The following is a 23762-nucleotide window of genomic DNA, read 5'->3' as shown; positions in this document are numbered from 1 at the left end:
ACGTGAGGAAGTCAGCAATGAAGATCCTGATAAGAGCGTTAGCAAAATCCCCAGGCAACAAATGGCAGGTCAGCCTCGACGGCGACGCGTTCACCTTTCGCACTGAGGCCGAGGCCCGTGCCTTCGCCGACACCCTGCAAGCGCGCATCCAGGCGCCACACCGCATTCCCCTCAGCCAGCAACGCTCCGCCGCTGGCTGATCCGCACCTCAGACCTGCGCTTGCACGGCCCTTGCCCGTTGCAGGCGCTGGGTCGACATTGCAATCGTTACGGCCAGTACACCGCACAAGCTGATGACCATCGCCATCGGCATCGCCGTGCCGTCGTGCAACACGCCGACCAGCGACGCCGCGCCCGCCGCCACACCAAACTGAATGCAGCCCAGCAGCGCCGAGGCGCTGCCGGCCCGTGCGCCCTGCCCGCTCATGGCGCAGGCCGAGGTGTTGGGCAAAATGCAGCCAAGGCTGGCGATGCAAATAAACAGCGGCACCAGCAACGGCCACAACGCGTCGGTGCGCAAGGCGGCAATGCCCAACAGCGACAGCGCCGCCGCCACATACACCCACACCGTGCGCGACAACAAAAACGCCGGGCCACGCTTGGCCAGCAACCGCGCATTGAGCTGCGCCACCAGGATAAAGCCGGCCGCGTTGGAGCCGAACAGCCAACCGTAATGTTCGGCAGGCACGCCGTAGAGCTTGATGAACACAAAGGGTGAGCCGGCAATGTAGGCAAACATCCCGGCAATCGAGATGCCGCCGGTCAGGGCGTAGCCCAGGTACACGCGGTCCGACAACAGCGCGCCGTAGCGGCGCAGCGAACCGGACAGTGGCTGGCGCGGCTGATGGGCCGGGAAGGTTTCCGGCAAGCCGACTGCCACGGCGATGGCTGCCATCACGCTGAATATCGACAGCGCCAGGAAAATCGACTGCCAGCCCCACAACCCGACCATCACGCCACCCGCCAACGGTGCGAGGATCGGCGCCAGGCCGGTGACCAGCATCAGTTGCGAATAAACCTTGGCTGAGCCCACGGCATCACATTTGTCGCTGACCACCGCACGGGAAATCACCATGCCCGCACACCCGCCGAGGGCTTGCACGAAGCGCGCGCCGATCAGCCAGTCCAAGGACGGCGCATACGCGCAGGCAAAGGAGGCGACGGTAAACAGCGTTACGCCACTGAGCAGCGGCACGCGCCGGCCAAAGCGGTCGGCCAGCGGCCCGTAGATCAATTGGCCGATGGCCAGACCGCCGAAATACACCGCCAACGTCAGCTGGATATGTTTTTCGTCGGTGGCGAACGCCGTGGCCATTGCCGGAAAGCCCGGCAAGTAAAAGTCGATCGCCAACGGCGCGAAGGCGCTCAAGGCGCCCAGAATCAGGATTATGCGGAGGTTCATCAGACACCCAAGTGAGTCGGCAGCCCGACAGTCTAGCCGCGCTTGGGTGCCATGAACATTACGTTAGCTCGCTAACTATCAGAAAACTCACGCGAGCTTGGCGCTGTAGCCTTCTTCGGTGATCAGCTCGATAACCTGCTCGGCAGACAAGCGACTTTCAACACCGACTTCCTTCGCCGCCAGGTTGACGTTGACGCTCGCCGCAGGGTCCTTGCTCTGCACCGCCTGGGTCACCGCCCGAACGCAATGGCCGCAGGTCATTCCTTCCACGTTGAATACTTGCATGACATGACTCCTTTGATGAGGTGGGCGCCAGTCTCGACCTTGCCACGATGGCAAGGTCAAGTTTCAAAAACATCCGCCGGGCTGGTATTCAGCCGCCGCCTCGGCCAAGCTTCATCCATCTTGGATTTGAACCACGGAGAATTCGCCATGCGCTGGTCGTTTTTGGCCCTTATCGGCCTGTTGAGCTTGTCTGCCGCTGCGCCCATGGCCTTCGCCGATGAAGACTATGCGGTGCTGATCATCTCCCGCGAGCGCCTGGAAGTACCGACCAGCTGCGAGATCGGCCTGTATATCCAGGACCAGTTGGCCGGGCGCCTGTTCCAGGAACAGGCCACGTCGTTCAACTTGCCGGCGGGCAACGTGTCACTGCGCTTGAAACTGCTGCCGGGCCAAGCCCCTGGCTGCTTGCCGGGCATGCTCGCGCCGCCCGCGCAGAACATCACGCTGAAGGCCGGTGATGTGCGCAAGTTGCGTATTGCCCAAGGCCCGGACGGCATGTACCTGAAACCCGCCGCCCTCGAATACTGAACACCTGCCTTGCCGGTCTCAGGTCCTTGTGTGCACGCCTGATTCACGGTCGTCATCGCCGGCCAGCCAACCGCCTGAGGCAAATAGCCCCTTGACCTTCCCCACAGGTCAAGGTTGATCCTAGGGGCATCGTCTTCTGGAGGACTGCCCCATGAATGGATCGACCACGTTTGAGCTGCCCATCAGCGGCATGACCTGTGCCAGCTGTGCCGGCCGTGTCGAGCGCGCGCTGGGCAAGGTGCCGGGCGTGCAACGTGTCAGCGTCAACCTGGCCAACGAACGCGCCCACGTCGAAGTGCTGGGCCAAATGGACCCCGCCGTACTGATCGCCGCCGTCGACAAGGCCGGCTACACCGCCACCCTGGCGCAAAGCGAAACCGCCACCGACGCCAATCAAGCCCAACGCCTGCATCGCGAGCGTTGGTCGCTGCTGTTGGCGATCGTGCTGGCCCTGCCGCTGGTGCTGCCGATGCTGGTGCAGCCCTTCGGCCTGCACTGGATGCTGCCCGCCTGGGTGCAGTTCGCCCTGGCTACGCCGGTGCAATTCATCTTGGGTGCGCGCTTCTACAGCGCCGCATGGAAAGCCGTGCGCGCTGGCGCCGGCAACATGGACCTGCTGGTGGCCATCGGCACCAGCGCCGGTTATGGCCTGAGCATTTATGAATGGCTGACCACGCCCGCTGGCAACATGCCACACCTGTACTTTGAAGCCTCGGCCGTGGTGATCGCGCTGGTGCTGCTCGGTAAATACCTGGAAAGCCGCGCCAAGCGCCAGACCGCCAGCGCCATCCGCGCCCTCGAAGCCTTGCGCCCGGAGCGGGCAATTCGAGTGCTGGACGGCCGCGAAGAAGACGTCGCCATCAGCGCGTTGAAGCTCGGCGACCGGGTGCTGGTCAAACCCGGCGAGCGCTTCCCGGTGGACGGTGAAGTGATGGAAGGCCAAAGCCATGCCGACGAGGCCTTGATCAGCGGCGAGAGCCTGCCGGTGCCGAAACAGCCCGGCGATAAGGTCACCGGCGGCGCCATCAACGGTGAAGGTCGGTTGCTGGTGCGTACCCAGGCGCTGGGCGCCGAAAGCGTGCTGGCACGCATCATTCGTCTGGTGGAAGACGCCCAGGCGGCGAAGGCACCGATCCAGAAACTGGTAGATAAGGTCAGCCAGGTGTTTGTGCCCGCCGTGCTGGTACTGGCGCTGATCACCCTGGTGGGCTGGTGGCTCTACGGCGCGCCGCTGGAAACCGCGATCATCAATGCCGTGGCGGTGCTGGTGATTGCGTGCCCGTGTGCGTTGGGCCTGGCCACGCCCACCGCGATCATGGCCGGCACCGGCGTCGCTGCGCGCCATGGCATCCTGATCAAAGACGCCGAAGCCCTGGAACGCGCCCATGCAGTCAGCGCCGTGGTCTTCGACAAGACCGGCACCCTCACCTCCGGCGCGCCGAAAATTGCGCATTTGGCAGCGGTGGATGGCGATGAGTCGCTGCTGCTGCAACGCGCCGGCGCACTGCAGCGCGGCAGCGAGCACCCGCTGGCCAAAGCCGTGCTGGATGCCTGCAACGCCCAAGGCTTGAACGTGCCAGATGTGACGGCCAGCCAAGCGCTGAGCGGGCGCGGTATTGCGGGCACCCTCGACGGCCGACAACTGGCGTTGGGCAATCGCCGGATGCTGGAAGAAAACGGCTTGAGCGCGGGTGACCTCGCGGCGTCCGCCAGCGCGTGGGAAGCCCAAGGGCGCACGTTGTCCTGGTTGATCGAACGAGGCGCGCAACCGCGCGTGCTGGGCCTGTTCGCCTTTGGCGATACGCTCAAGCCCGGCGCACTGGAGGCCGTGGAACAACTCAGGGCCCGGCACATCAGCAGCCACTTGCTCACCGGCGACAACCGCGGCAGCGCCCGTGTGGTGGCCCAGGCACTGGGCATCGACGATGTACACGCCGAAGTACTTCCGGCCGACAAAGCCGCCATCGTCGCGCAGCTGAAAAAGACCGGCGCAGTGGCGATGGTCGGCGACGGCATCAACGACGCTCCGGCCCTGGCAGCTGCCGATATCGGCATCGCCATGGGGGGGGGCACCGACGTGGCGATGCACGCGGCGGGCATCACCTTGATGCGCGGCGACCCGCGCCTGGTGCCGGCCGCGCTGGAGATCAGCCGCAAGACCTACGCAAAAATCCGCCAGAACCTGTTCTGGGCCTTTGTGTATAACTTGATCGGCATCCCACTGGCGGCATTCGGCTTGCTCAACCCGGTGCTGGCGGGCGCGGCCATGGCCCTGTCCAGCGTCAGTGTGGTGAGCAATGCGTTACTGTTGAAAACCTGGAAGCCCAAGGATTTGGAGGATCAACGCCCATGAACATCGGCCAAGCCGCCCGTCAGAGCGGGCTGAGCGCAAAGATGATTCGTTACTACGAATCCATCGGCCTGCTTAAAGCCGCCCACCGCACCGACAGCGGTTACCGCGTGTACGGCAGCGACGACTTGCACACACTGGCGTTTATCAAACGCTCGCGGGATCTGGGATTTTCGCTGGAGGAAGTCGGCAAACTGCTGACCTTGTGGCAAGACCGGCAGCGCGCCAGCGCCGATGTAAAAGCCTTGGCGCGCGAGCATATCGAGGCGCTGAACCAGAAGATTCTGGAGCTGGGGCAACTGCGCGACACATTGCAGGACCTGGTGGAGCACTGCCAGGGCGATCATCGGCCCGATTGCCCGATTCTCAAGGAGTTGGCGTCTGGCAGCTGTTGCGCCTGATCAATGCTGATCAGGCACCTCAGAACTAAATGTGGGAGCGGGCTTGCTCGCGAATGCCGTGTATCAGCCAATGAATCTGTTGACTGATACTGCGCATTCGCGAGCAAGCCCGCTCCCACATCAGCTCTTCACCAGGCCGAAGGCCCGTTGTTAGATCACTGCATCCAGGGCGGCGGCGGTTCTTCCGCGGTCTTGGTCGGTGGCGCATCATCCGCCGCGCGAATCGCTTGCTTGCGCTCTTCGTCCAACCGCGCCGCTTCAATCTCGCGAATAACACCGCCCACGTCCGCCAACTCTTCCGGCTCGTCGAACTCGCCGGTTAACGCGCTGGCCGGGTGCAAGGTGCCGGCTTCGTACAACGCCCACATTTCCTTGGCGTACTTGGTCTTCTTCAACTCCGGGGCAAAGCGCCCGAAGTAGGAAGCCATGTTGCCCACATCCCGCTCCAGCATATTGAACGCGTGGTTGTTGCCCGCCGCATCCACCGCCTGAGGCAGGTCGATGATCACCGGGCCGGTCGGCGTGAGCAGTACGTTGAACTCGGACAGGTCACCGTGCACCAGACCGGTACACAGCATCAGCACGATCTGGGAAATCAGGAAGGCGTGGTATTCGCGCGCCTGGTCCGGCTCCAGCGTCACGTCATTCAGACGTGGCGCCGCATCGCCGTACTCGTCGGCCACCAGTTCCATCAACAGCACGCCTTCAAGGAAGTCGTACGGCTTGGGCACGCGAACGCCCGCACCGGCGAGGCGGAACAGCGCCGCCACTTCGGCGTTCTGCCAGGCATCTTCGGTTTCTTTCTTGCCGAACTTGGAGCCTTTGGCCATGGCCCGGGCCTGGCGGCTGTTACGGACCTTACGGCCTTCCTGGTATTCGGACGCCTGACGAAAACTTCGTTTGTTCGCCTCCTTGTAAACCTTGGCGCAACGCAATTCGTTGCCGCAGCGCACCACATAAACAGCTGCTTCTTTACCACTCATGAGTGGGCGCAGCACTTCGTCGACCAGACCGTCTTCGATCAGGGGTTCAATGCGTTTAGGAGTCTTCATCAGCTTTTATTGTGGGTCCTTTATTACCAAACACGCGTATGGCACTCGTTATACGGCAATCGGCTCGCCTCGGGGAGAGGCTAGCGACCTTTGGCACTCAAGAATGCATCCAATATGCCAATTTTTCTGCGCAACTCAGCGCTCGATAATCGCCGTCACGCCCTGCCCGCCCGCGGCGCAGATCGAAATCAGCCCACGGCCCTTGCCCGCCGCGTCCAGCAGCTTGGCCAGGTTGGCGACAATGCGCCCGCCGGTGGCCGCAAACGGATGCCCGGCAGCCAATGAACTGCCCTTGACGTTGAGCCGGCTGCGGTCGATGGCGCCCAGCGGCGCGTCCAGCCCAAGGCGGGTTTTGCAGTATTCAGGGTCTTCCCAGGCTTTGAGCGTGCACAACACTTGGGCAGCGAACGCTTCGTGAATCTCGTAGTAATCAAAGTCCTGCAGCGTCAGGCCATTGCGAGCCAGCAAACGGGGCACGGCGTACACCGGCGCCATCAGCAGGCCTTCGGCGCCGTTGACGAAATCCACGGCCGCCGCTTCGCCATCGCGCAGGTACGCCAGGATCGGCAAGCCGCGCTCCTTGGCCCAGGCTTCACTGCCCAGCAGCACCAACGAGGCGCCATCGGTCAGCGGCGTGGAATTGCCGGCCGTGAGCGTGCCCTTCTCGCTGCGCTCGAACACCGGTTTGAGGCTGGCGAGTTTTTCCAGGGTCAGGTCCGGGCGCAGGTTGTTGTCGCGGGTCAGGCCGAGAAAGGGCGTGAGCAAATCGTTGTGCCAGCCTTCGGCGTAGGACGCGGCCATTTTCTGATGGCTTTCAAGCGCCAACTGGTCTTGTTCGGCGCGGGGAATCTGCCAGGTCTGCGCCATCAACTCGCAGTGTTGACCCATGGACAGCCCCGTGCGCGGTTCGCCGTTGCGCGGCAGTTCCGGTTTGAGGTGATGGGGACGAAGTTGTAACAAGACTTTTAATTTGTCCGCCATGGACTTGCTGCGGTTGGCCTGCAGCAGGATCTTGCGCAGGCCTTCATTGACACCGATCGGCGCGTCGGACGTGGTGTCGACGCCACCGGCGATCCCGCACTCTATCTGCCCCAGGGCGATCTTGTTGGCCACCAGCAACGCCGCCTCAAGCCCGGTGCCGCAGGCCTGTTGAATATCGTAGGCCGGGGTTTGCGGCGAGAGGCGCGAACCCAGCACGCATTCGCGCGTGAGGTTGAAGTCGCGCGAATGCTTGAGCACCGCACCCGCGGCCACTTCGCCAATGCGCAGGCCGTGCAGGTTGTAGCGTTCGATCAGGCCTTCCAGGGCTGCGGTCAACATCGCCTGGTTACTCGCCGTGGCATACGGGCCGTTGGATCGGGCGAAGGGGATGCGATTACCGCCAATGATCGCTACACGGCGCAATTGAGTCATGGAAAGCTCCCTGAAGGTTGTGGGTGGAATCATCCAGCCTAGCCTAGGCTGATCGAACGACTACCGCACCGGGGTGGTCAACCCTTTGAACCCCAGCCTTCGGAGAGCGTTCCATGTCTGACCGTTATATCGACTTCGCCAACTCAAGCCTCGGCCATCGCCTGGTCGCCGCCATTGGCCTGCCGTCACCGGTACGCCTGGAACGCTGGCAGGCCGGGCGCCTGCGCCCGGTGGAAGGCGCGCTGCTGCTGGGCGGCGGCTCGCTGGCGGCCAACGTGCTGCCGTTTGCCAATAAACTCACGGACGCTATTTACAGTTACGGTCCCGAACCGCTGACCGCACCTGCCTGGATTCCCGGACACGGCCCCAAGCTCAAGGCCGTGGTGTTCGACGCCAGCGACCTGCAACACACCGATCAGCTCAAGCAACTGCGGGAATTTTTTCAGCCGCTGCTGAAGAATCTCGACCACAGCGCGCACCTGGTGATTCTTGGCCGAGCGCCGGAAAGCCTCAGCGATCCTTTTGCAGCCAGTGCACAGCGGGCCCTGGAGGGTTTCAGTCGCTCGCTGGCCAAGGAACTGCGCAGCGGCGGCGTGTTGCAATTGTTGTATGTGGGCGAAGGTGCCGAGGACCAGCTGGAAGGCGCGTTGCGGTTTTTCCTGTCGCCTAAAAGCGCCTACATCTCTGGCCAGGTGATCCGCCTGCAAGCCTGCGCCACGCCGGTCGAGGATTGGACTCGCCCGTTGGCCGGGCGCAAGGCGCTGGTCACCGGCGCGGCGCGTGGGATTGGCGCCTCGATCGCCGAAACCCTGGCGCGCGACGGCGCCGAGGTGATCGTGCTTGATGTGCCGCAGGCCAAGGCCGATCTCGACGCCCTCGCTGCACGCCTGGGCGCCCGCACCGTGGTGCTGGATATTTGCGCCGAAGACGCGGCAACGCAATTGATCGAACACCTGCCGGACGGCATCGACATCGTGGTGCACAACGCCGGCATCACCCGTGACAAAACCCTGGCCAATATGACCCCGGAATACTGGGACGCCGTGCTGGCGGTCAACCTCAACGCGCCGCAGGTGCTGACCAAGGCCCTGCTCGACAGCGGCACCCTGCACGACAACGGGCGCGTGGTGCTGCTGGCGTCCATCAGCGGCATCGCCGGCAATCGCGGGCAAACCAACTACGCCGCGAGCAAGGCCGGGCTGATCGGCCTGGCGCAGGCCTGGGCACCCTTGTTGAGCGAACGCGGGATCAGCATCAACGCCGTGGCGCCTGGCTTCATCGAAACCCAGATGACCGCGCACATTCCCTTCGCCCTGCGCGAGGCCGGGCGGCGCATGAGTTCACTGGGCCAGGGCGGCTTGCCGCAGGACGTGGCCGAGGCAGTGGCCTGGCTCGGCCAACCGGGTTCCGGAGCGGTCAGCGGCCAAGCGTTGCGGGTGTGTGGGCAAAGCCTGCTGGGAGCGTAAATATGGATTGGCAGACCTTAGGCACGACCCCGTTTCTACCGCCGCTGTACTGGCGTGCAGCGCTCAAGCGCAAGATCACCGGCAGCACCTTGCCCGAACAGGGATTGCGCTGCCGGGTAAGCGTCAATCCCAAGGCCGTGGCGGCCTATCGCAAGGTCTGCGGCTTTGCCGACAGCCCCATTCTGCCGGCCACTTACCCGCACATCCTGGCGTTCGGTTTGCAGATGCAATTGCTCACCGCAAAAAACTTCCCGTTCCCTTTGCTGGGGTTGATTCACCTGAGCAACCGTATTCGCATCTATCGCCCATTGGGCGCGGTCAACGAGCTGACGGTGGCCGTGCATGCGCAAAATCTCAAGCCGCACGCCAAGGGCGCAACCTTTGAAGTGGTCACCACCGTCGAGGACGCCCTTGGCCTGCTGTGGGAAGCCGAAAGCCAGATGCTCTGCCGGGGCGTGAAGCTCGAAGGCGAGTCGGTAAGTGACGCTTTGCCCAGCCCCACGCAGGTTACCGAACTGACTCGCTGGAAAGCTCCCGCCGATATCGGCCGCCGCTACGCCCGGGTGTCGGGCGACTACAACCCGATTCACTTGAGCGCCCTGACCGCCAAGGTATTCGGCTTCCCCCAGGCGATCGCGCATGGACTCTGGAACACGGCACGCACCCTCGCCGCACTGGGTGAACACTTGCCTGCGGCCACTATTGAAATCGTGGTCGAGTTCAGAAAGCCGGTCCGCCTGCCCAGTGAAGTAACGTTGCTCGCCAGTGCGCCAGGTTCCAGTGGCGAGTTGCTGTTAACGGGCGCCGGCAACATTGAACACATGGTAGGAAAGTGGCAACCGATTGCGTGAATAACGCTGATTAATTGTATATATATAGCTTAAGTTATAGCGGACCTTTAAAGGTCCGCTTTTTTTATTCAACCCTTTGATTTAAAACAGATATACCTCCCTTCTCTATACCTTTGGCATTAGTCGCTAAGCACTGACGGGCGACCCGTATATAAATCGTTAATACCAAGTTGAGCGTTGCGAGAAAGAGTGCCCGGGTCTGTGATAACACCACGGACAAACGTATCGCTATCCCTAGAAGTAACGAGCGTTTGAAAACAACCAAGGTTGTACAGGTGCAAGGGAACTCAATCATGAAAACTCAAACTCAAGTAGTGCTATGGAAAGCAAGTACCGCGCTGGCCCTGATCATGGCGATGAGCCTCGGTGGCTGCAGCAGCGGTGGCGGTGGACATCACAGCAGCGTGGCCGCGTCGTCGCCTGACGCCGGCGCCGGAACCGGCACAGGTACCGGAGGCGGTACAGGCGGTGGCTCCGGTGGCGGCACTGGCGGCGGAACTGGCACTGGCGGCGGTACGGATGGAGGTACCGGTGGTGGTACTGGTGGCGGAACCGGCGGAGGTACCGGCGGTGGCACAGATGGCGGTACTGGCGGTGGTACTGGTGGCGGCACCGGCGGCGGAACTGGCGGTGGCACTGGTGGCGGCACCGGCGGCGGTACTGACGGTGGCACTGGTGGCGGCACCGGCGGCGGAACTGGCGGTGGCACTGGTGGCGGCACTGGTGGCGGCACCGGCGGCGGCACCGGCGGCGGAACTGGCGGTGGCACTGGTGGCGGCACCGGCGGTGGCACTGGCGGTGGCACTGGTGGCGGCACTGGCGGTGGAACCGGCTCGATTACAACCCCACTGGTAACCGGCCAGATTGCGGGCACCCTGGGCACCACGGTGGGCAATGTCGGTACAGCGGTCGGTGAAATTGGCTCGACCTTGAACGGCGTACCTATCGTCGGCGTCACCGCCGGCGGCCTGGTGACCTCCGCCGGTAATGCGGTGACCAGCATCGGCAGCGGTGTAACGACCGGTCTGGGCTCATTGGGCACTGACAGCAACTCCCTGGGCAAAACAGTTGCCGGTGTGGCCAACGGCGTTGCCGACCTGGGCACCGGTGTTTCAGGCGCTGGCAAATCCCTGGGCACCACGCTGGGTGGCATCCCTGTTGTCGGCGGCCTGACCGGTGGTGTCGGCACTGCGGCGGGGGGGCTGGTGAATAACGTCGGTCAAGCGGTCACGATGCTCGGCGACACCCTCAGCACGTCCAGTACCACGGGCCCATTGGGTTCGCTGACTAACACCGTTGGCGGCAAAGTACTGGTGCCTGTGGTGTCCCTGGTGGAAAACACTACCGGCAACCTCGGCAAGGCAACGGGCCTGGGCAATCCGGTCAATGGTGTGCTGGATAAAGTTGGCGCCACTGTCACCGGCCTAGGCGGCCAGGTTGCCAGCGCCGGCGGCACCGGCAACCCGGTCACCACGATCGTCGGCGGTGCGCTGACCGGCGTCGGTGGCGTGCTCGACAAGTCGGGTGGTTATGTCGCCCCAGCCAGTGGCGCTGCGGCGCCTGGCTTGCCGGAGCTGGTGGGTGGCCTGGTGGCCAACGTGGGTAATGGTCTGAATGCCGGCAACACCAACGGCACTGTGAGTGCAGCGGGTGTAACCGGTGGCGCAGTTGGCAACACGGTCGCCTCGCTCGGCACCGTACTGGGCGGCACCGGCGTCGCCAACACCGCCGCTACAGCGCCGGTGGCTGGCCTGGCCACTAACGTTGGTGCGGCACTCAATCCTGTGACGACCGGGGTTAGCACCTTGACGCAGAACATCGGCACCACCACAGGTATCGGCGCTCCCGTCAACGGCCTGGTGACTCAAGTCGGCGGCGCAGTCAGCGGTATCGGCACCAACCTGACCGCTGCCAATGCCAATCCGATCACTAACGCTGTAGGCACCACCGTAACGGCCGTCGGCAACACCGTAGGCGCAGTGGGCGGCTTAGTCACCGGAGGCACCAGTGGCGCAAGTGGCGCAAGTGGCAGTGGTGGCGGTCTGCTCGGTGGGCTGACTGTAGGCGCTGGCGCCAGCACTTCGGCCAGTGGCAGTGCAAGCACAGGCACAAGCGGCGGTCTGGGAGGTTTGCTGAACGGCCTGACCGGCAAAAAATAGAATTGCACCTGGCCGATTAGACGGCCTCCCCTACAGCGCCTACGCTTGGTTGAGACGAGAGACCCTTATAAGTCTCTCGTCTTTTTTATGGGCTGGCGTTAACGACTGCCGCGCCCTCCCGCACCGCGTCCAAGAACCCGGCGGGCCCGAAACGCTGCTGCAGTTTGACCATGGAGTGTCCTATGCGCGTGTTGACGCCGTTGTTATTGCTTACCCTCAGTGCCTACGTCCAGGCCGAGACCCTTCCCAGCTTTCTTAACAGCAACGACACCATTCGCACCCTGCCGGTGCCTAACCTTCCCGCCGATGCCTATCGACCGGTCACACCACAGACCCAGGTGCCGCAAGCGCCTGCGACCCAGAACCAGCCCTTGCAGATGGACACCAAAGTCACCATCCGCAAGCTGCAGATCGAGGGCGGTACGATCTACCCGCTGGCGGACACGGCCAAGGCCTACGCGTCGCTGATTGGCCATGAGACCAACCTGGCGCAACTGATCGAAGCCACCCGCAGCATCACCCGTCGCTATCAGGACGACGGCTACCTGTTGTCCTACGCGTTCTTGCCGCAACAGTCCTTCGAAAACGGCCTGGTGCGCGTGGTATTGGTGGAGGGTTACATCAAGGATTATCAGCAAAGCGGCGACATCGGTTCGGTGTCGGCCTACGTCGATAAACTCGCAGAAAAACTGCTGGCTGAACGCCCTCTCACGCGCAAGACGTTCGAGCGCTATACCACCCTGATGGGCCGTATCCCCGGCGTGACCCTGCAAGCGCAAGTGCCACCGCCGGGCACCACGGATGGCGCCACGCACATGAACATCGAAGCCACACGCAAGCCGTTTACTACCAGCATGAGCCTGGTCGACGAAAACCGTGGCGGCACCCAAGCCTTGCTCACCGCCACCAGCAATGCCCAGACGTCCATGGGCGAACAGCTCAACGTCAGCGGCCTGTTCCCGCCGGGCGACGATAAAGAACACTACTACCGCGTGGGCTACAGTCAGTTCATCAACGCCGAGGGCAGCCAGTTGGTAGTGGGCGCCGAGCGCTACCGCGCCGACCCCAAAAGCAACATACAGCTGGACGGCGGCTTCGAACTCAAGCCGCATCAGGCGATCGATCGCTACACCATTGGCCTCAGCCATCCGCTGATTGCCTCACCCACCGAATCCTTGACCCTGGGCACACGCCTGTATGCCGTTGACCAGACCACGCGCTATCAACTGGTGGGCTACCCCAACCGTTTCGACATCGAAACCAACCTGCGCGCGCTGGCGTTCGAGGCCGACTGGCGCAAAGCCGACACTCGCCAATTACGCATCCTCAGCGCCGGCCTGTACCAAGGCATCAACGGTCTGGGGGCCACGACCCGCAGCGACCTGGAAGTCACCAAGCCTGACCTGGACTTCTTCCGCCTGCGCCTGTCCGGCGTGCAAAGCGACAAGTTTTTCGATAACTGGCAAGGCGTGCTGTCGGGGGCGTTCTACTGGAGCGACGACACCTTGCCCGACAGTGAACGCGCCACCTTCGGCGGGCAGAATTTCGGCCGCGGCTATCCCGACGACCAAGCCTCGGGCGACAAGGGTTGGGGCGTGGCCTATGAGGTCAACTACAGCTTCAACCGTGCCGGCGACTGGGTGAAGGTTCTGCAACCCTACGTGGTTCTCGACCGCGCCAAAACCTGGTTCAACGAGCTGCCGGTCAAAGGAAACGACATGTCATCGGCGGCTGTGGGACTGCGCTTTGGCGACAACAAGTACTACAACATCGCCCTTGAAGCCGCCAAGCCGATGTCGGACATCGCCCTGGACAGCTTCAACCGGCGGCCGCGGTATACGCTGAGTTTCAGCTATCAACTTTGAGTGTTTGCGGTAGCAGCCGTGTTCATGGCCAATGGGCTTGTCTTTGGCCAGTGGGCTGATCTGTGGCCAGTGGGTTGGTCTGTAGCCATTGGCTTTGTCTTTGGTCAGCGGGTTTGTCCGTGGCGAGCGGGCTTGCCCCGCGTTGGGTCGCGAAGCGGCCCTGACCCAGTCGCCGCATTTTCCCCTTCAAAACCGCGTTGGCAGGTTTAGGCGCCGCTTCGCAGCGCAACGCGGGGCAAGCCCGCTCGCCACAGGCAAGTCCGCTCGCCACGGACACACCTCTCGCCGCGGAAAGCCCGCGCCTACAATTTGTGTTTGATCAGCGGAAACAAGCTGTTGAGGGTATCGATCAACCGCACCAGATAGATGGGTTTGCGAAACAGGTCCAGCACCTGCAAGCGCAGCATGTCGCTGACGTCATCCATCTCGGCATGGCCCGACATCACGATCACCGGCAGGTGTTGGCGATCGGTATGTTCGCGCAAGCGCTTGATCAGCGAGATCCCGCTTTCTTCAGGCATGCGCAGGTCGGTGATGACCAGCGCAATGTCAGGGTTGAGGGTCAGCTCCTGCAGCGCGAAAGTCACGGAGGTGGCGGTAAAACAAACGAAGCCCTCGTTCTCCAGCGACTCCGCCAGTTCTACGAGGGCATCCTCTTCGTCATCCACCAACAGGATCTGTTGGCGTAAAGGTGCAGATGCAGCATTCATGGGTACTACCTGGCATTGCCAATCAATAACGAGCGTACTCACAGGATGCTGCCTGCGACTTACGTCGTGGTAATGGCGCTCTGAATTTTACCGAAGAAGATCGTGATCTGAGGCCCCAGTGTCGTGCCTGCGGCGAGTACAACCAGCGCCACAATGGCCACGAGGATGAGGTATTCAATCGCCGTCGCTCCCTCTTTATTGTGCAAGAGCAACTGAAGCTGAACATGCAGTTTCATCAACAGATCAAGCACCATCGTACTTCTCCTCTGGCGACTGAACGCCATAGCAAGGGATTGCACAGTCATTGTTTACGTTGTGGTAATCGCGGTCTGGATTTTGCCAAAGAACAACGTGATCTTCGGTCCTAGCGTAGTACCGGCTGCCAGTATCACCAACGCTACAATTGCCACGAGAATGAGGTATTCAATCGCCGTGGCGCCTTCCTTGCGATGAAAAAGCAGCTGGAGTTGAACGTGAAGTTTAATCAACAGATCAAGGATCATTGTACTGCTCCTTTGGCGACCAGGCGCCCTATCACGGTGTCCTGCACAGTAATTGCGATGTGCCACCTGAGCATTGTCAACAAACCCCGCGCTCACAACTGTAAGAACGGATTAATTACAAAGTAGAGGTCGCCTTACTGACGCCTTAAATCCGTGATTTAAAAGGCTACTTATGGCGGGGCGAAGAAATCTTTCTGTCAGTAATGGCATTTCGTCCTAGCTGAACTACCTTCAAATAGCGAAATAGTTAGTCAGCTGTTCATAGCAGCCGGTTGCGTGATTGGCCTGTTCGGATAGACGGGCTGTGGTGCAACAGGAAAGGGAGAGCCGTCGTGAACACACGTCTGAGTATGATACTGGCCGGCGTGCTTTTGGTCGGCGCACTGTTTGCCGGTTATTGGGGATTGGTGCTCAGTCGTGAACCTGCCCCGGCGCCGCCGCCGCCACCCCAGACCGCGCCGGTCGAAAAAGCCGTCGCCGTGGTGGAAGATCAGACCCGCCAGCCGGTGGTCGTGCTGGCCCACGATGTCCCCCCCTTTGTCGCCCTGAATGCCGCCGACCTCAGTGTAGAAAAACTGCGCACGGTGCCCGCTGGCAGCATGACCAGTGTCGACCAGGCCATTGGCCGCACGCCCTGGCGCGCGTTGCAGGCCGGCACCTGGCTCAACGAAGAAAGCTTCACGCCTGGCGGGCCTTTGGCGCGCATGATCCGCCCCGACGAACGCGCCCTGGCGGTGGCCGTGGATGAAGTGATCGGCGCAGCCGGCCAGTTGAGTCCCGGCGACTACGTGGACGTGTTGCTCTATCTGCGCCAGGACACCGCCAACCTTGAACAGTCTGCCCAAGTGGTCGTCCCTGCCATGCGCTTGCTCAGCGTCGGCGACCAAATGGGCCTGACCAACGACGGCACTCCCGCCTCCCCGCCTGCGATGACCGCCGAAGAAAAAGCCCAACGCCGCGCGCCCTCGCGCACGGTTGTGCTGGCGGTGCCCGAGCAACTGTTGAGCCGGCTGATGCTCGCCTCCCAGGCCGGCACGTTGCGCCTGGCCGTGCGCAGTGCCGACGAACGCTTGCTGAGCCAGTACTGGGCCGGCGAAAGCGACGCACCGGGCAAGCTGCAAAGCGCCAATCGCGACCTCTATCAGTTCACGCAACTGGCCTTTGCCCAAGCCCCGAAAAAAGTCGCCCAGAGCGCTCCGCACCGCACCGGTGTGGAGGTGATTCGCGGCAACCAAGCAACCCAACAAACGCCTGATTGAACAAGGATGCTGTGCATGAGCCGACGTTTCGCACCGGTGTTCACGCTGAAAATTGCCTGTGCCCTGCTGCTGTCGAACCTGTCGGTGGGCGGGGCCGTGGCCGCCACCGGCAACTGCAGTAGCTTGGGCCAATTACCCGCAGCCCTTTCGGTGGGCGAAGGCCTGCAACAGGAGCTGCAATCACCGGTGGCGATTACGCGCCTGGCCATCGGCGACCCGAAAATCGCCGACGTGCACCTCAACGGCGATCGCGGTTTCCTGCTGACCGGCATCGCCTCCGGCACCACCAGCCTGATGGTCTGGACCGCCTGCTCCAACACGCCGCGCCAGAGCATGGTGTTCGTCAAAGGCAAGGCCACAGCGGCGCTGACCAGCCTGTCACTGGCACCTGCGGATGACCCTTCGCTGCCCAGCCAGGTGCAGACCGACATCCGCTTTGTCGAGGTCAGCCGCACCAAACTCAAGGAAGCCAGCACCAAGATCCTGGGCATGGGCAAGAACTTCTTCCTCGGCAGCCCCAACCTGTTATTTCCCACGCCCAGCACCTTCAAGCTGCCGGTGAGCGCTGACCAGTTCAACATCGGCTTTGGCGGCGGGCGTGTCTCGGCGATGATCAACGCCCTGGAAAGCAGCGGTTTTGCCTACACCCTGGCACGCCCAAGCCTGGTGGCCATGAGCGGGCAAAGCGCGACCTTCCTCGCCGGGGGCGAGATCCCGATCCCGGTGCCCAGCAGTGGCAGTGACACCATCTCCATCGAGTACAAAGAGTTCGGCATTCGCCTGACCCTGACCCCCACCGTCATCGACCGCAACCGGATTTCCCTCAAGGTGGCACCGGAAGTCAGCGAGCTGGACTACACCAACGCCGTGGTCATTCAAAACATCCAGGTACCGGCGCTGACCATCCGCCGCACCGACACCAGCGTGTCCCTGGCCGATGGCGAAAGCTTCGTGATCAGCGGCCTGATCAGCAGCAACAACACCACCAACATCAGCAAGTTTCCGGGCCTGGGCGACATCCCGATCCTGGGCGCGTTCTTTCGCGATTCCTCGGTCAACCGCCAGGACAAAGAGCTGCTGATGATCGTCACGCCGCACCTGGTTCAGCCGCTGGCCGCCAACGCTCAACTGCCGTCATTGCCTGGCGAGAACCTGCGCAACTACGACCCGAACTGGTACCGCCTGTACTTTCTGGAAAACGGTAATTTCGACCGCAACAATGGGTTGTCACAATGAGCGATAGCCTGAGCCAGACCTTTCTGGCAATCACCCGCAACACCACTGACCTTGAGTGGCTGCAGGGCGCGCTGGCACCGCTTGGCCAAGTGGTCAGTGCCGGCAGCGGTACGCTGGACGAGTTACTGGCGCTGGTCGATGTGACCTTCGCCAACCTGGTGTTTGTCGGCCTCGACCGCGAACATGTGGTGGCCCAGAGCGCGCTGATCGAAGGCGCGCTGGAAGCCAAGCCGATGCTGGCCATCGTCGCCCTCGGTGACGGCATGGACAACCAGTTGGTGCTCAATGCGATGCGCGCCGGGGCGCGGGATTTTGTCGCCTATGGTTCACGCTCCAGCGAAGTGGCCGGGCTGGTGCGCCGCCTGAGTAAACGCCTGCCGCCCGTGACCACCAACACCCAACTGGGCGGCCTCACGGTGCTGTACGGCACTCAAAGCAATGCCGACGGCGCCCTGCTCGCAGGTCACTTGGCGCTGGTTGTACAAAAGAGCGGCCAGCAAACCCTGCTGCTGGACCTGGGCCTGCCACGCGGTGACAGCCTGGCGCTGCTGGGGCTGGAAAGCTCGTTCAATTTTGGCGATGCCCTGCGCCACCTGCGGCGGCTGGACGCGACCTTGATCAACAGCGCCTTCACCTCTGCCGAGGACGGCCTGCGCATCCTCGCCTACGCCCCCAACGATGAGCCCCTGGAGCAGACCAGCGCTGCCGAGCTGTACATGCTGCTCAGCGCCCTGCGCCAGCACTTCCAGCACATCGTGGTCAACCTCGCCGGCCAGCAGGACAGTGAAGCGCTGCGCACCTTTGTCAGCCACTGCGACAAGCTGCTGTGGTGCACCGATCAAAGCGTACTCGACTGCCGTCGCAACCTCGCGATACTCAACCAGTGGCGCGAAAAAGGCATGAAACTGGAGCACGCCAAGCTGCTGGTCGATCGCTATATCAAAAGCTGCGCGCCCGATTCCGAGGCGCTGGGAAAGAGCTTCGGGCTGGAGGTAATCGCCGTGTTGCCACTGAGCCCGGAAGTACGCCTGAATGCGAAAAACCAGGGCCAGACCTTGTTCGCCCTGGCCCCGCGAGAACCGCTGACCCTTGGCCTGAAAACCCTGGGCGAACGCCTGGCAAAACGCTCCGAAGGCATGAAAAAACAATCTCATAACTGGCTTGACCGCCTGTTGGGCACCGGCAAATGAACGGCGAAAAACTCTTCGGCGCCCCCGCTCGCGGCATCGGTGGCAACACCGACCACGATGGGCTCAAGTTGGTGCTGCATCGGTACATCATCGATGCCATCGAAGAGTCGGGCAAGAATCTGCTGGAAGGCTCACGCCCGCTGCTGGCGCAATTTGTCATCGACAAAGTGGCCGAATACATCAACCGCATGCACCTGGCGATCTCGCGTTATGAAATGGAGCGCCTGGCCGAAGAAATCGTCGATGAACTGACCGGTTTCGGCCCACTGGAAGTGCTGCTGCGCGACCCGTCGGTGACGGAAATCCTGGTCAACGGCCCCCACCGGGTGTTTATCGAGCGTGACGGTTTGCTGCATCAAAGTGACCTGCGCTTTATCGACTCACACCACGTGGAGCGCGTCATGCAGCGCATCCTCGCGCCTCTGGGCCGGCGTCTGGACGAGTCCTCGCCCATGGTGGATGCGCGCCTGCCCGATGGCAGCCGGGTCAACGCGATCATCCCGCCGATTGCCCTGGACGGGCCGTGCCTGTCGATTCGGAAATTTCGCAAGGACATGCTCAAGAGCAGCGACCTGGTGGCCATGCAGACCATCGACCAGAATATCTTCGACTTCTTCCAGGAAGCGGTGGGCAAGCGCTGCAACATCCTGATCAGCGGCGGCACCGGCACCGGTAAAACCACGCTGCTGAATATTCTCAGTCAGCTGATCAACCCGCATGAACGGCTCGTCACCATCGAAGACGTGGCCGAACTGCAACTGGGTCACCCTCACGTCGTGCGCCTGGAAACCCGCCCGCCGAACGCCGAGGGCCATGGTGAGGTGAAAGCCAGCGACCTGATCCGCAACGCCCTGCGGATGCGCCCCGACCGCATCATTCTGGGTGAGATTCGCGGCGTGGAAGTGCTTGATGTACTGACCGCCATGAACACCGGCCACGACGGTTCCATGAGTACCGTGCACGCCAACAACGCGGCAGACGCGTTGCTGCGCCTGGAAACCCTGGTGGGCTTGACCGGCCGTGTGGTGGCCGAGAAAACCCTGCGACAAATGATCTGTGCGGCGCTGGACGTGGTGATTCAACTGACCCGCCTGCCGGACGGCCGCCGTTGCGTCAGCGAAGTGGTCGAGGTGGTGGGCATCCGTGAAGACGTGTACGTGACCAACACTCTGTTCCGCCATGACCGGCGCACCGGCTTCGGCTTCCTGCGCGAGGCGGTCAACCCGGCCGGTGAAAAACTGCGCCGCGAACCGTTACTGCCTTGAAGAGGACGCAAGCATGACCGGGGCCATCCTGCTGCTCATCTGCCTGATTCTGATCGGCCTGTCGATTCGCTCCTTCCAGATCGGTTTGCGCCGCGCCCAGACCGAACGCGTGCTCGGCCGCCTCGCCGAAGGCCAGCCGCAGCTCGTCGAAGAGAACAGCCAGTGGAGCGGCGTGGAGCGCATGTTCCTGCGCGCAGGCCTGGGCAAACCCAGTGACAACCTCGGCCTGTGGCTGGCGATCTGGGCGCTGGGCGCAGTCCTGGGCCTGCTGGTTGCCGGCTGGATCGGTCTGTTGGTGATGTTGGTGTTGCCGCTGCTGTTACTGCGCCTGTACATCGCCTGGCGCTATCAACGGCGGATCAAGCGCATGATCGAACAACTGCCGCAATTGCTCGACCACACCGTGCGCAGCCTCAAGGCCGGGAGAACCCTGGCCGACGCGGTGCTGGGCGGCATCGAGATCACCGAAGACCCGCTGCAACAAGCCATGGGCCGTATCCGGCGCAACGTGCAACTGGGCGTGAGCCTGCCGGAATCGGCCCACGACTTTGCCGAATTCTACGAGCGCGATGAGTTTCGCCTGTTCGCGCTGGGTTTGAAGGTCAACCACCGCTACGGCGGCAATGCCAGCGAGTTGTTGGAAAACCTGATCAAGATGATCCGCGAACGTGAGCAAGCTGCCCGCCAGTTGCGCGCGTTGACCGGCGAAACGCGGGTCACGGCCTATGTGCTCACGGCACTGCCGATCTCGATGATCGGCTACTTCCTGGCGGTGAATCCCGCGTACCTGATGACCATGTGGAACGACGGCACCGGGCGCATTCTGTTGTTCGTGGCGCTGGTGATGCAGTTGTTGGGCTGCTTCACCTTGTGGCGCATGTTGCGGAGCGTATGAGATGGCGATTGCACTGCTGATCAGCGCTGTACTGTTCATTGCCGCCCTCGGGTTGGTGCTGGCCAACCTGATAAAACACCGGCGCGGCCAGCGCCTGGTTGCCCAACGTTTGCAGGGCCAGATGGCGCGCGAACACACGTTCGGCACGCTGATGCGCCAGCTGGGTAGCAGCCCGCTCGCGCAACGCTCGGTGAGCCTGGACAACGAAACCCAGATCCTGCTCAACCGTGTCGGTTGGCGCAAAGCCAACCAGCGCTCGATGTTCGCCGCCTTCCAGGTCGGTACGCCGTTGCTGCTGTTGATCATTACCCTGGTGGTCCAGGAGGTGATGTACCCCGCGACCGGCTCGCCGTGGCTGGCGCCGTTGCTGGCGCTCGGCATCGGTTATCTGTTGCCCAAGCGCATTCTGGCCAGGGCCGCCAAGGCGCGCCAGCAACGCATCTCCCGCGAGGTATCGACCTTCATTCCGCTGCTGCGCATCCTGTTCGAATCCGGCATGGCGGTTGAACAAGCGCTGCGCGTGCTGAGCATTGAAGCGCAACGCCTGTTGCCGGCGCTGACCCATGAGTTGCGCTTGATCCTGACACGGGTCGACTCGGGCCTTGAGCTGAGCGAGGAGCTGGGCAAGACCGCTCGGCTGCTGGCCGTGGATGAATTCACCGACACCTGCACCATCCTCCAGCAACTGGTTCAGCAAGGCGGCGGCGCGATGAAATCGCTGCTGTCGCTCAAGCAATTGCTCGACGACCGACGCCTCACGCGGATCCAGGAATTCGTCTCGAAGATGTCGGCAAAAATGTCCGTGGTGATGATGGTGTTTTTGTTTCCCGCCTTGCTGATCGTGCTCGGGGGACCCGCCTTTATTGGCATCACCCGGGCCTTGAGTAACTTATGAGGAGCGCCCGATGAAAGCCTTGATAGCCGGTTTGAGCCTGTTGCTGCTGAGTGGCTGCGCCACCAATGGCCAAACCCCGTGGGGCGCGTTTACCGGCACCGGCAGTTGCCCCAAGCCCAGTTCCGATCAGGAGCTGTCGCTGAACCTGGCCGATGAAATGGCCGGCGACGGCAAGCTGCACGCCAGTCTCGCCAACCTGCAAAGCTTGCCGGCCAATCTGCCCCAGGTGCGCCTGCGCCAGGCCAAGGCCTATCGCCTGCTCGGGCGCAGCGAAGCCGAGCCGTTGTACCGCAGCCTGATCGGCACCTGCATGGCCGCCGAAGGCGAACACGGCCTGGGGCAGATCGCTTCGGCCAAGGGCGATAACGGGCAAGCAATGGCCCACTTGCAACGCGCCGCCCGGCTGGCGCCCACCGACGAGAAAATCCGCAACGACCTGGGCGTGGTGTACCTCAACCAACTGCGCCTGGAAGACGCACGCTTTGAATTCATGACCGCCATGGAACTCAAGCAAAGCGACCCGCTGGCGGCGGCCAACCTGGTGACGCTGTTGATTTATCAGGACAACTGGAAGCAGGCCGCGCAACTGGTCAGCCAGATGGGCCTGAGCCCAGAGCAAGTCACTGAGGCCCAGGCCCGCGCCGAGAAACTCAAAGGCTCAGGCACGCCCGTCGCCAAAGCCAAGGATCAAGTCGCCGCCGTCAGTGATGCCGCAAGCACCCCGAGGAATTGATGATGAAAACACCTTATCTCGCCAGCCTGGCCATACTCGTGTTGCCCTTCAGCGCCATGGCCATCGAGCCCGGCCCGTCGTCGCCGCAGCAGGCCTTGACCGAGCAATGGCTGACGCTGCAGGTCACGGGCAGCGCGGCGTCGCAAACGCCTCAAAAGGCCTCTGCGGCCGAACGTGACAAGGCGCACCAGCGTTTACTGGACAGCTACAAGTATCCGATTCCGGAATATTTCGATCAGAAGGTGGGGGGTAAAACTCAAGGGAGTAATTGAGAAAAAACCTGCCAGGTCTCCATCAACAGGTGGGAGCGAGCTTGCCCGCGATGACGGTGTGTCAGCTAATACAGCCGTGACTGATCCACCGCCATCGCGGGCAAGCCCGCTCCCACATTTTGACCGAGTTTAAACGGGCAGATCAGTGCGCCGTCACTCGCTGGCGCAGCGCTGAATTATTTGGCGATAACGCCAATGCCAATTGCGTGCGGTTGTGCATGTGCGTCAGGCGCAGCACTTGGGACACGTACAGCTTCACCGTGTTTTCAGTGATGCCCAATTCGCAGGCAATCTGATAGTTGGTCTGCCCCTTCCCCACTAGCCGTGCGACATCCAATTGGCGTGGCGACAACTGGTTGAAGATCGCCGGGATTTCCACCGGCCCGGCCTCCTCGGACGCCACCTCGTCGCTTTCCCGCCCAGGCCGGCTACTGCGCACTTTATCGAGGTCCTGATACAGGTCGTTGATGGACTCGGAAAGAAACTGCAGTTTCTGGTTCAAGTTACCCAGTTGCAGGTCCTTTTTGCGCTCTTGCAGCGCGGCTTCCTGGCGCTGCAAGCCTTCGAGCAACTCGTGCAGGTTGATCGGTTTCTGGTAGTAGTCCGCGATGCCTGCGCGCAGGGCCTTGATTACGTCCTGCTTGTCGGCACGACCGGTCAACATAATGGCTTCGAACGCGCGCTGCTTACCGGCGATTTTTTGCAGGGCCTGCACCAACTCGATGCCATCCATCTCCGGCATATGCAGGTCGCACAGCACCAGGCCGATGTCGGCATCTTCGCTGAAACGCTTCAGGGCCTGTTGGCTGGATTCACATGGGACGCAGCGGTAACCGCTGCTTTCAAGAAATTCACAGAGCTCTTCCACGATCAGCGGCTGATCATCGACAACGAGCACTTTTACCGCAGAGGTAAGCTTGTTCACGCGCTACTCCATGCATTTCAAGCCAAAAGATTGACCATCCCTTTACGACACATATTCCCGTACATCTACTCATTAAACGTAGACGCACTTTCTGACTATGTACATAG

At 62.2% G+C, this 23762-nt stretch carries 24 protein-coding genes; 16 read left to right on the top strand and 8 right to left on the bottom strand.

Features of this window, described 5'->3' with window-relative positions; all coding sequences use genetic code 11:
- Positions 1–17: 17 nt before the first annotated feature.
- A complete protein-coding gene (locus tag AACU78_RS21800) occupies positions 18–200 on the top strand; it encodes a hypothetical protein (protein ID WP_106577738.1) in 183 nt (60 codons plus the stop codon).
- An 8-nt stretch (positions 201–208) separates the two neighbouring features.
- Here the strand turns inward: AACU78_RS21800 and AACU78_RS21795 are convergent, their stop codons facing one another.
- Both AACU78_RS21795 and AACU78_RS21790 read right to left on the bottom strand, forming a co-directional pair.
- The gene (locus tag AACU78_RS21795; protein ID WP_106577737.1) at positions 209–1402 is read right to left on the bottom strand and encodes a multidrug effflux MFS transporter; all 1194 of its coding nucleotides are present in this window, start codon (positions 1400–1402) and stop codon (positions 209–211) included.
- Positions 1403–1489: 87 nt separating this feature from the next.
- Entirely contained in the window at positions 1490–1687 is a 198-nt protein-coding gene (locus AACU78_RS21790) for a heavy-metal-associated domain-containing protein (RefSeq protein WP_106577736.1), read from the bottom strand.
- 147 nt (positions 1688–1834) lie between these two features.
- Between AACU78_RS21790 and AACU78_RS21785 the strand changes: the two genes are divergently transcribed.
- The 3 genes from AACU78_RS21785 to cueR all read left to right on the top strand — a co-directional run bounded on the left by AACU78_RS21785 (position 1835) and on the right by cueR (position 4966).
- Complete coding sequence (locus AACU78_RS21785) at positions 1835–2215, top strand: hypothetical protein (RefSeq protein WP_106577735.1); 381 nt, start codon at positions 1835–1837, stop codon at positions 2213–2215.
- A gap of 151 nt (positions 2216–2366) precedes the next feature.
- Positions 2367–4568: a heavy metal translocating P-type ATPase gene (locus AACU78_RS21780; protein ID WP_106577734.1), complete on the top strand. Its 2202-nt coding sequence runs from the start codon at positions 2367–2369 to the stop codon at positions 4566–4568.
- Entirely contained in the window at positions 4565–4966 is a 402-nt protein-coding gene (gene cueR, locus AACU78_RS21775; RefSeq protein WP_106577733.1) for a Cu(I)-responsive transcriptional regulator, read from the top strand. The genes AACU78_RS21780 and cueR overlap by 4 nt, the downstream gene beginning before the upstream one ends.
- Positions 4967–5121: 155 nt before the next feature.
- On the opposite strand, the gene AACU78_RS21770 is transcribed toward cueR, so the two are convergent.
- Positions 5122–6018 carry a PA4780 family RIO1-like protein kinase gene (locus AACU78_RS21770; protein ID WP_106577732.1) on the bottom strand — a complete coding sequence of 299 codons (897 nt, stop codon included), beginning with the start codon at positions 6016–6018 and terminating at the stop codon, positions 5122–5124.
- A gap of 135 nt (positions 6019–6153) precedes the next feature.
- Positions 6154–7431, bottom strand: coding sequence for an acetyl-CoA C-acetyltransferase (locus AACU78_RS21765; RefSeq protein WP_106577731.1), 1278 nt, complete (start codon positions 7429–7431; stop codon positions 6154–6156).
- A 113-nt stretch (positions 7432–7544) separates the two neighbouring features.
- Here AACU78_RS21765 and AACU78_RS21760 point away from each other — a divergent pair, with 113 nt between their 5' ends.
- The 4 genes from AACU78_RS21760 (at position 7545) to AACU78_RS21740 (ending at position 13772) form a co-directional block, all read left to right on the top strand.
- Positions 7545–8897, top strand: a complete 1353-nt coding sequence (locus AACU78_RS21760; RefSeq protein WP_106577730.1) for a 3-oxoacyl-ACP reductase — start codon at positions 7545–7547, stop codon at positions 8895–8897.
- Positions 8898–8899: 2 nt separating this feature from the next.
- Positions 8900–9748 carry a MaoC family dehydratase gene (locus AACU78_RS21755; RefSeq protein ID WP_106577729.1) on the top strand — a complete coding sequence of 283 codons (849 nt, stop codon included), beginning with the start codon at positions 8900–8902 and terminating at the stop codon, positions 9746–9748.
- 293 nt (positions 9749–10041) lie between these two features.
- Positions 10042–11907 carry a collagen-like triple helix repeat-containing protein gene (locus AACU78_RS21745; RefSeq protein ID WP_256586961.1) on the top strand — a complete coding sequence of 622 codons (1866 nt, stop codon included), beginning with the start codon at positions 10042–10044 and terminating at the stop codon, positions 11905–11907.
- A gap of 182 nt (positions 11908–12089) precedes the next feature.
- Positions 12090–13772 (top strand): ShlB/FhaC/HecB family hemolysin secretion/activation protein, encoded by a 1683-nt coding sequence (locus AACU78_RS21740; RefSeq protein ID WP_106577728.1) that lies wholly within the window; start codon positions 12090–12092, stop codon positions 13770–13772.
- A 302-nt stretch (positions 13773–14074) separates the two neighbouring features.
- Here AACU78_RS21740 and AACU78_RS21735 read toward each other — a convergent pair whose 3' ends face one another.
- Genes AACU78_RS21735 through AACU78_RS21725 form a run of 3 tightly spaced genes read right to left on the bottom strand, consistent with a single transcriptional unit; the run spans position 14075 to position 14985 of the window.
- Entirely contained in the window at positions 14075–14482 is a 408-nt protein-coding gene (locus AACU78_RS21735) for a response regulator (RefSeq protein ID WP_106577727.1), read from the bottom strand.
- A 59-nt stretch (positions 14483–14541) separates the two neighbouring features.
- Positions 14542–14736 (bottom strand): Flp family type IVb pilin, encoded by a 195-nt coding sequence (locus tag AACU78_RS21730; protein WP_106577726.1) that lies wholly within the window; start codon positions 14734–14736, stop codon positions 14542–14544.
- Between the two features lie 54 nt (positions 14737–14790).
- Positions 14791–14985: a Flp family type IVb pilin gene (locus AACU78_RS21725; RefSeq protein WP_106577725.1), complete on the bottom strand. Its 195-nt coding sequence runs from the start codon at positions 14983–14985 to the stop codon at positions 14791–14793.
- Between the two features lie 332 nt (positions 14986–15317).
- Here AACU78_RS21725 and cpaB point away from each other — a divergent pair, with 332 nt between their 5' ends.
- From cpaB to AACU78_RS21685, 8 genes are read left to right on the top strand one after another with little or no spacing between them, the layout of a single operon-like run.
- Complete coding sequence (gene cpaB, locus AACU78_RS21720) at positions 15318–16244, top strand: Flp pilus assembly protein CpaB (protein ID WP_106577724.1); 927 nt, start codon at positions 15318–15320, stop codon at positions 16242–16244.
- A gap of 15 nt (positions 16245–16259) precedes the next feature.
- Positions 16260–17480, top strand: a complete 1221-nt coding sequence (locus tag AACU78_RS21715) for a type II and III secretion system protein family protein (RefSeq protein WP_106577723.1) — start codon at positions 16260–16262, stop codon at positions 17478–17480.
- Positions 17477–18670 (top strand): AAA family ATPase, encoded by a 1194-nt coding sequence (locus AACU78_RS21710; protein ID WP_106577722.1) that lies wholly within the window; start codon positions 17477–17479, stop codon positions 18668–18670. The genes AACU78_RS21715 and AACU78_RS21710 overlap by 4 nt, the downstream gene beginning before the upstream one ends.
- Positions 18667–19935 (top strand): CpaF family protein, encoded by a 1269-nt coding sequence (locus AACU78_RS21705; RefSeq protein WP_106577721.1) that lies wholly within the window; start codon positions 18667–18669, stop codon positions 19933–19935. The genes AACU78_RS21710 and AACU78_RS21705 overlap by 4 nt, the downstream gene beginning before the upstream one ends.
- A gap of 13 nt (positions 19936–19948) precedes the next feature.
- Positions 19949–20830: a type II secretion system F family protein gene (locus tag AACU78_RS21700; RefSeq protein WP_106577720.1), complete on the top strand. Its 882-nt coding sequence runs from the start codon at positions 19949–19951 to the stop codon at positions 20828–20830.
- Position 20831: 1 nt separating this feature from the next.
- Positions 20832–21725: a type II secretion system F family protein gene (locus AACU78_RS21695; protein WP_106577719.1), complete on the top strand. Its 894-nt coding sequence runs from the start codon at positions 20832–20834 to the stop codon at positions 21723–21725.
- Between the two features lie 10 nt (positions 21726–21735).
- Positions 21736–22458 (top strand): tetratricopeptide repeat protein, encoded by a 723-nt coding sequence (locus tag AACU78_RS21690; RefSeq protein ID WP_106577718.1) that lies wholly within the window; start codon positions 21736–21738, stop codon positions 22456–22458.
- 2 nt (positions 22459–22460) lie between these two features.
- Entirely contained in the window at positions 22461–22730 is a 270-nt protein-coding gene (locus AACU78_RS21685) for a DUF3613 domain-containing protein (protein WP_106577717.1), read from the top strand.
- 142 nt (positions 22731–22872) lie between these two features.
- Here the strand turns inward: AACU78_RS21685 and AACU78_RS21680 are convergent, their stop codons facing one another.
- Complete coding sequence (locus tag AACU78_RS21680; protein WP_106577716.1) at positions 22873–23655, bottom strand: response regulator transcription factor; 783 nt, start codon at positions 23653–23655, stop codon at positions 22873–22875.
- Positions 23656–23762 lie beyond the last annotated feature (107 nt).

Origin of the sequence: Pseudomonas sp. R9.37, from assembly GCF_963878885.1 — a bacterium.
Lineage (GTDB): Bacteria > Pseudomonadota > Gammaproteobacteria > Pseudomonadales > Pseudomonadaceae > Aquipseudomonas.
This window is presented reverse-complemented; position numbering and strand designations above follow the sequence as displayed.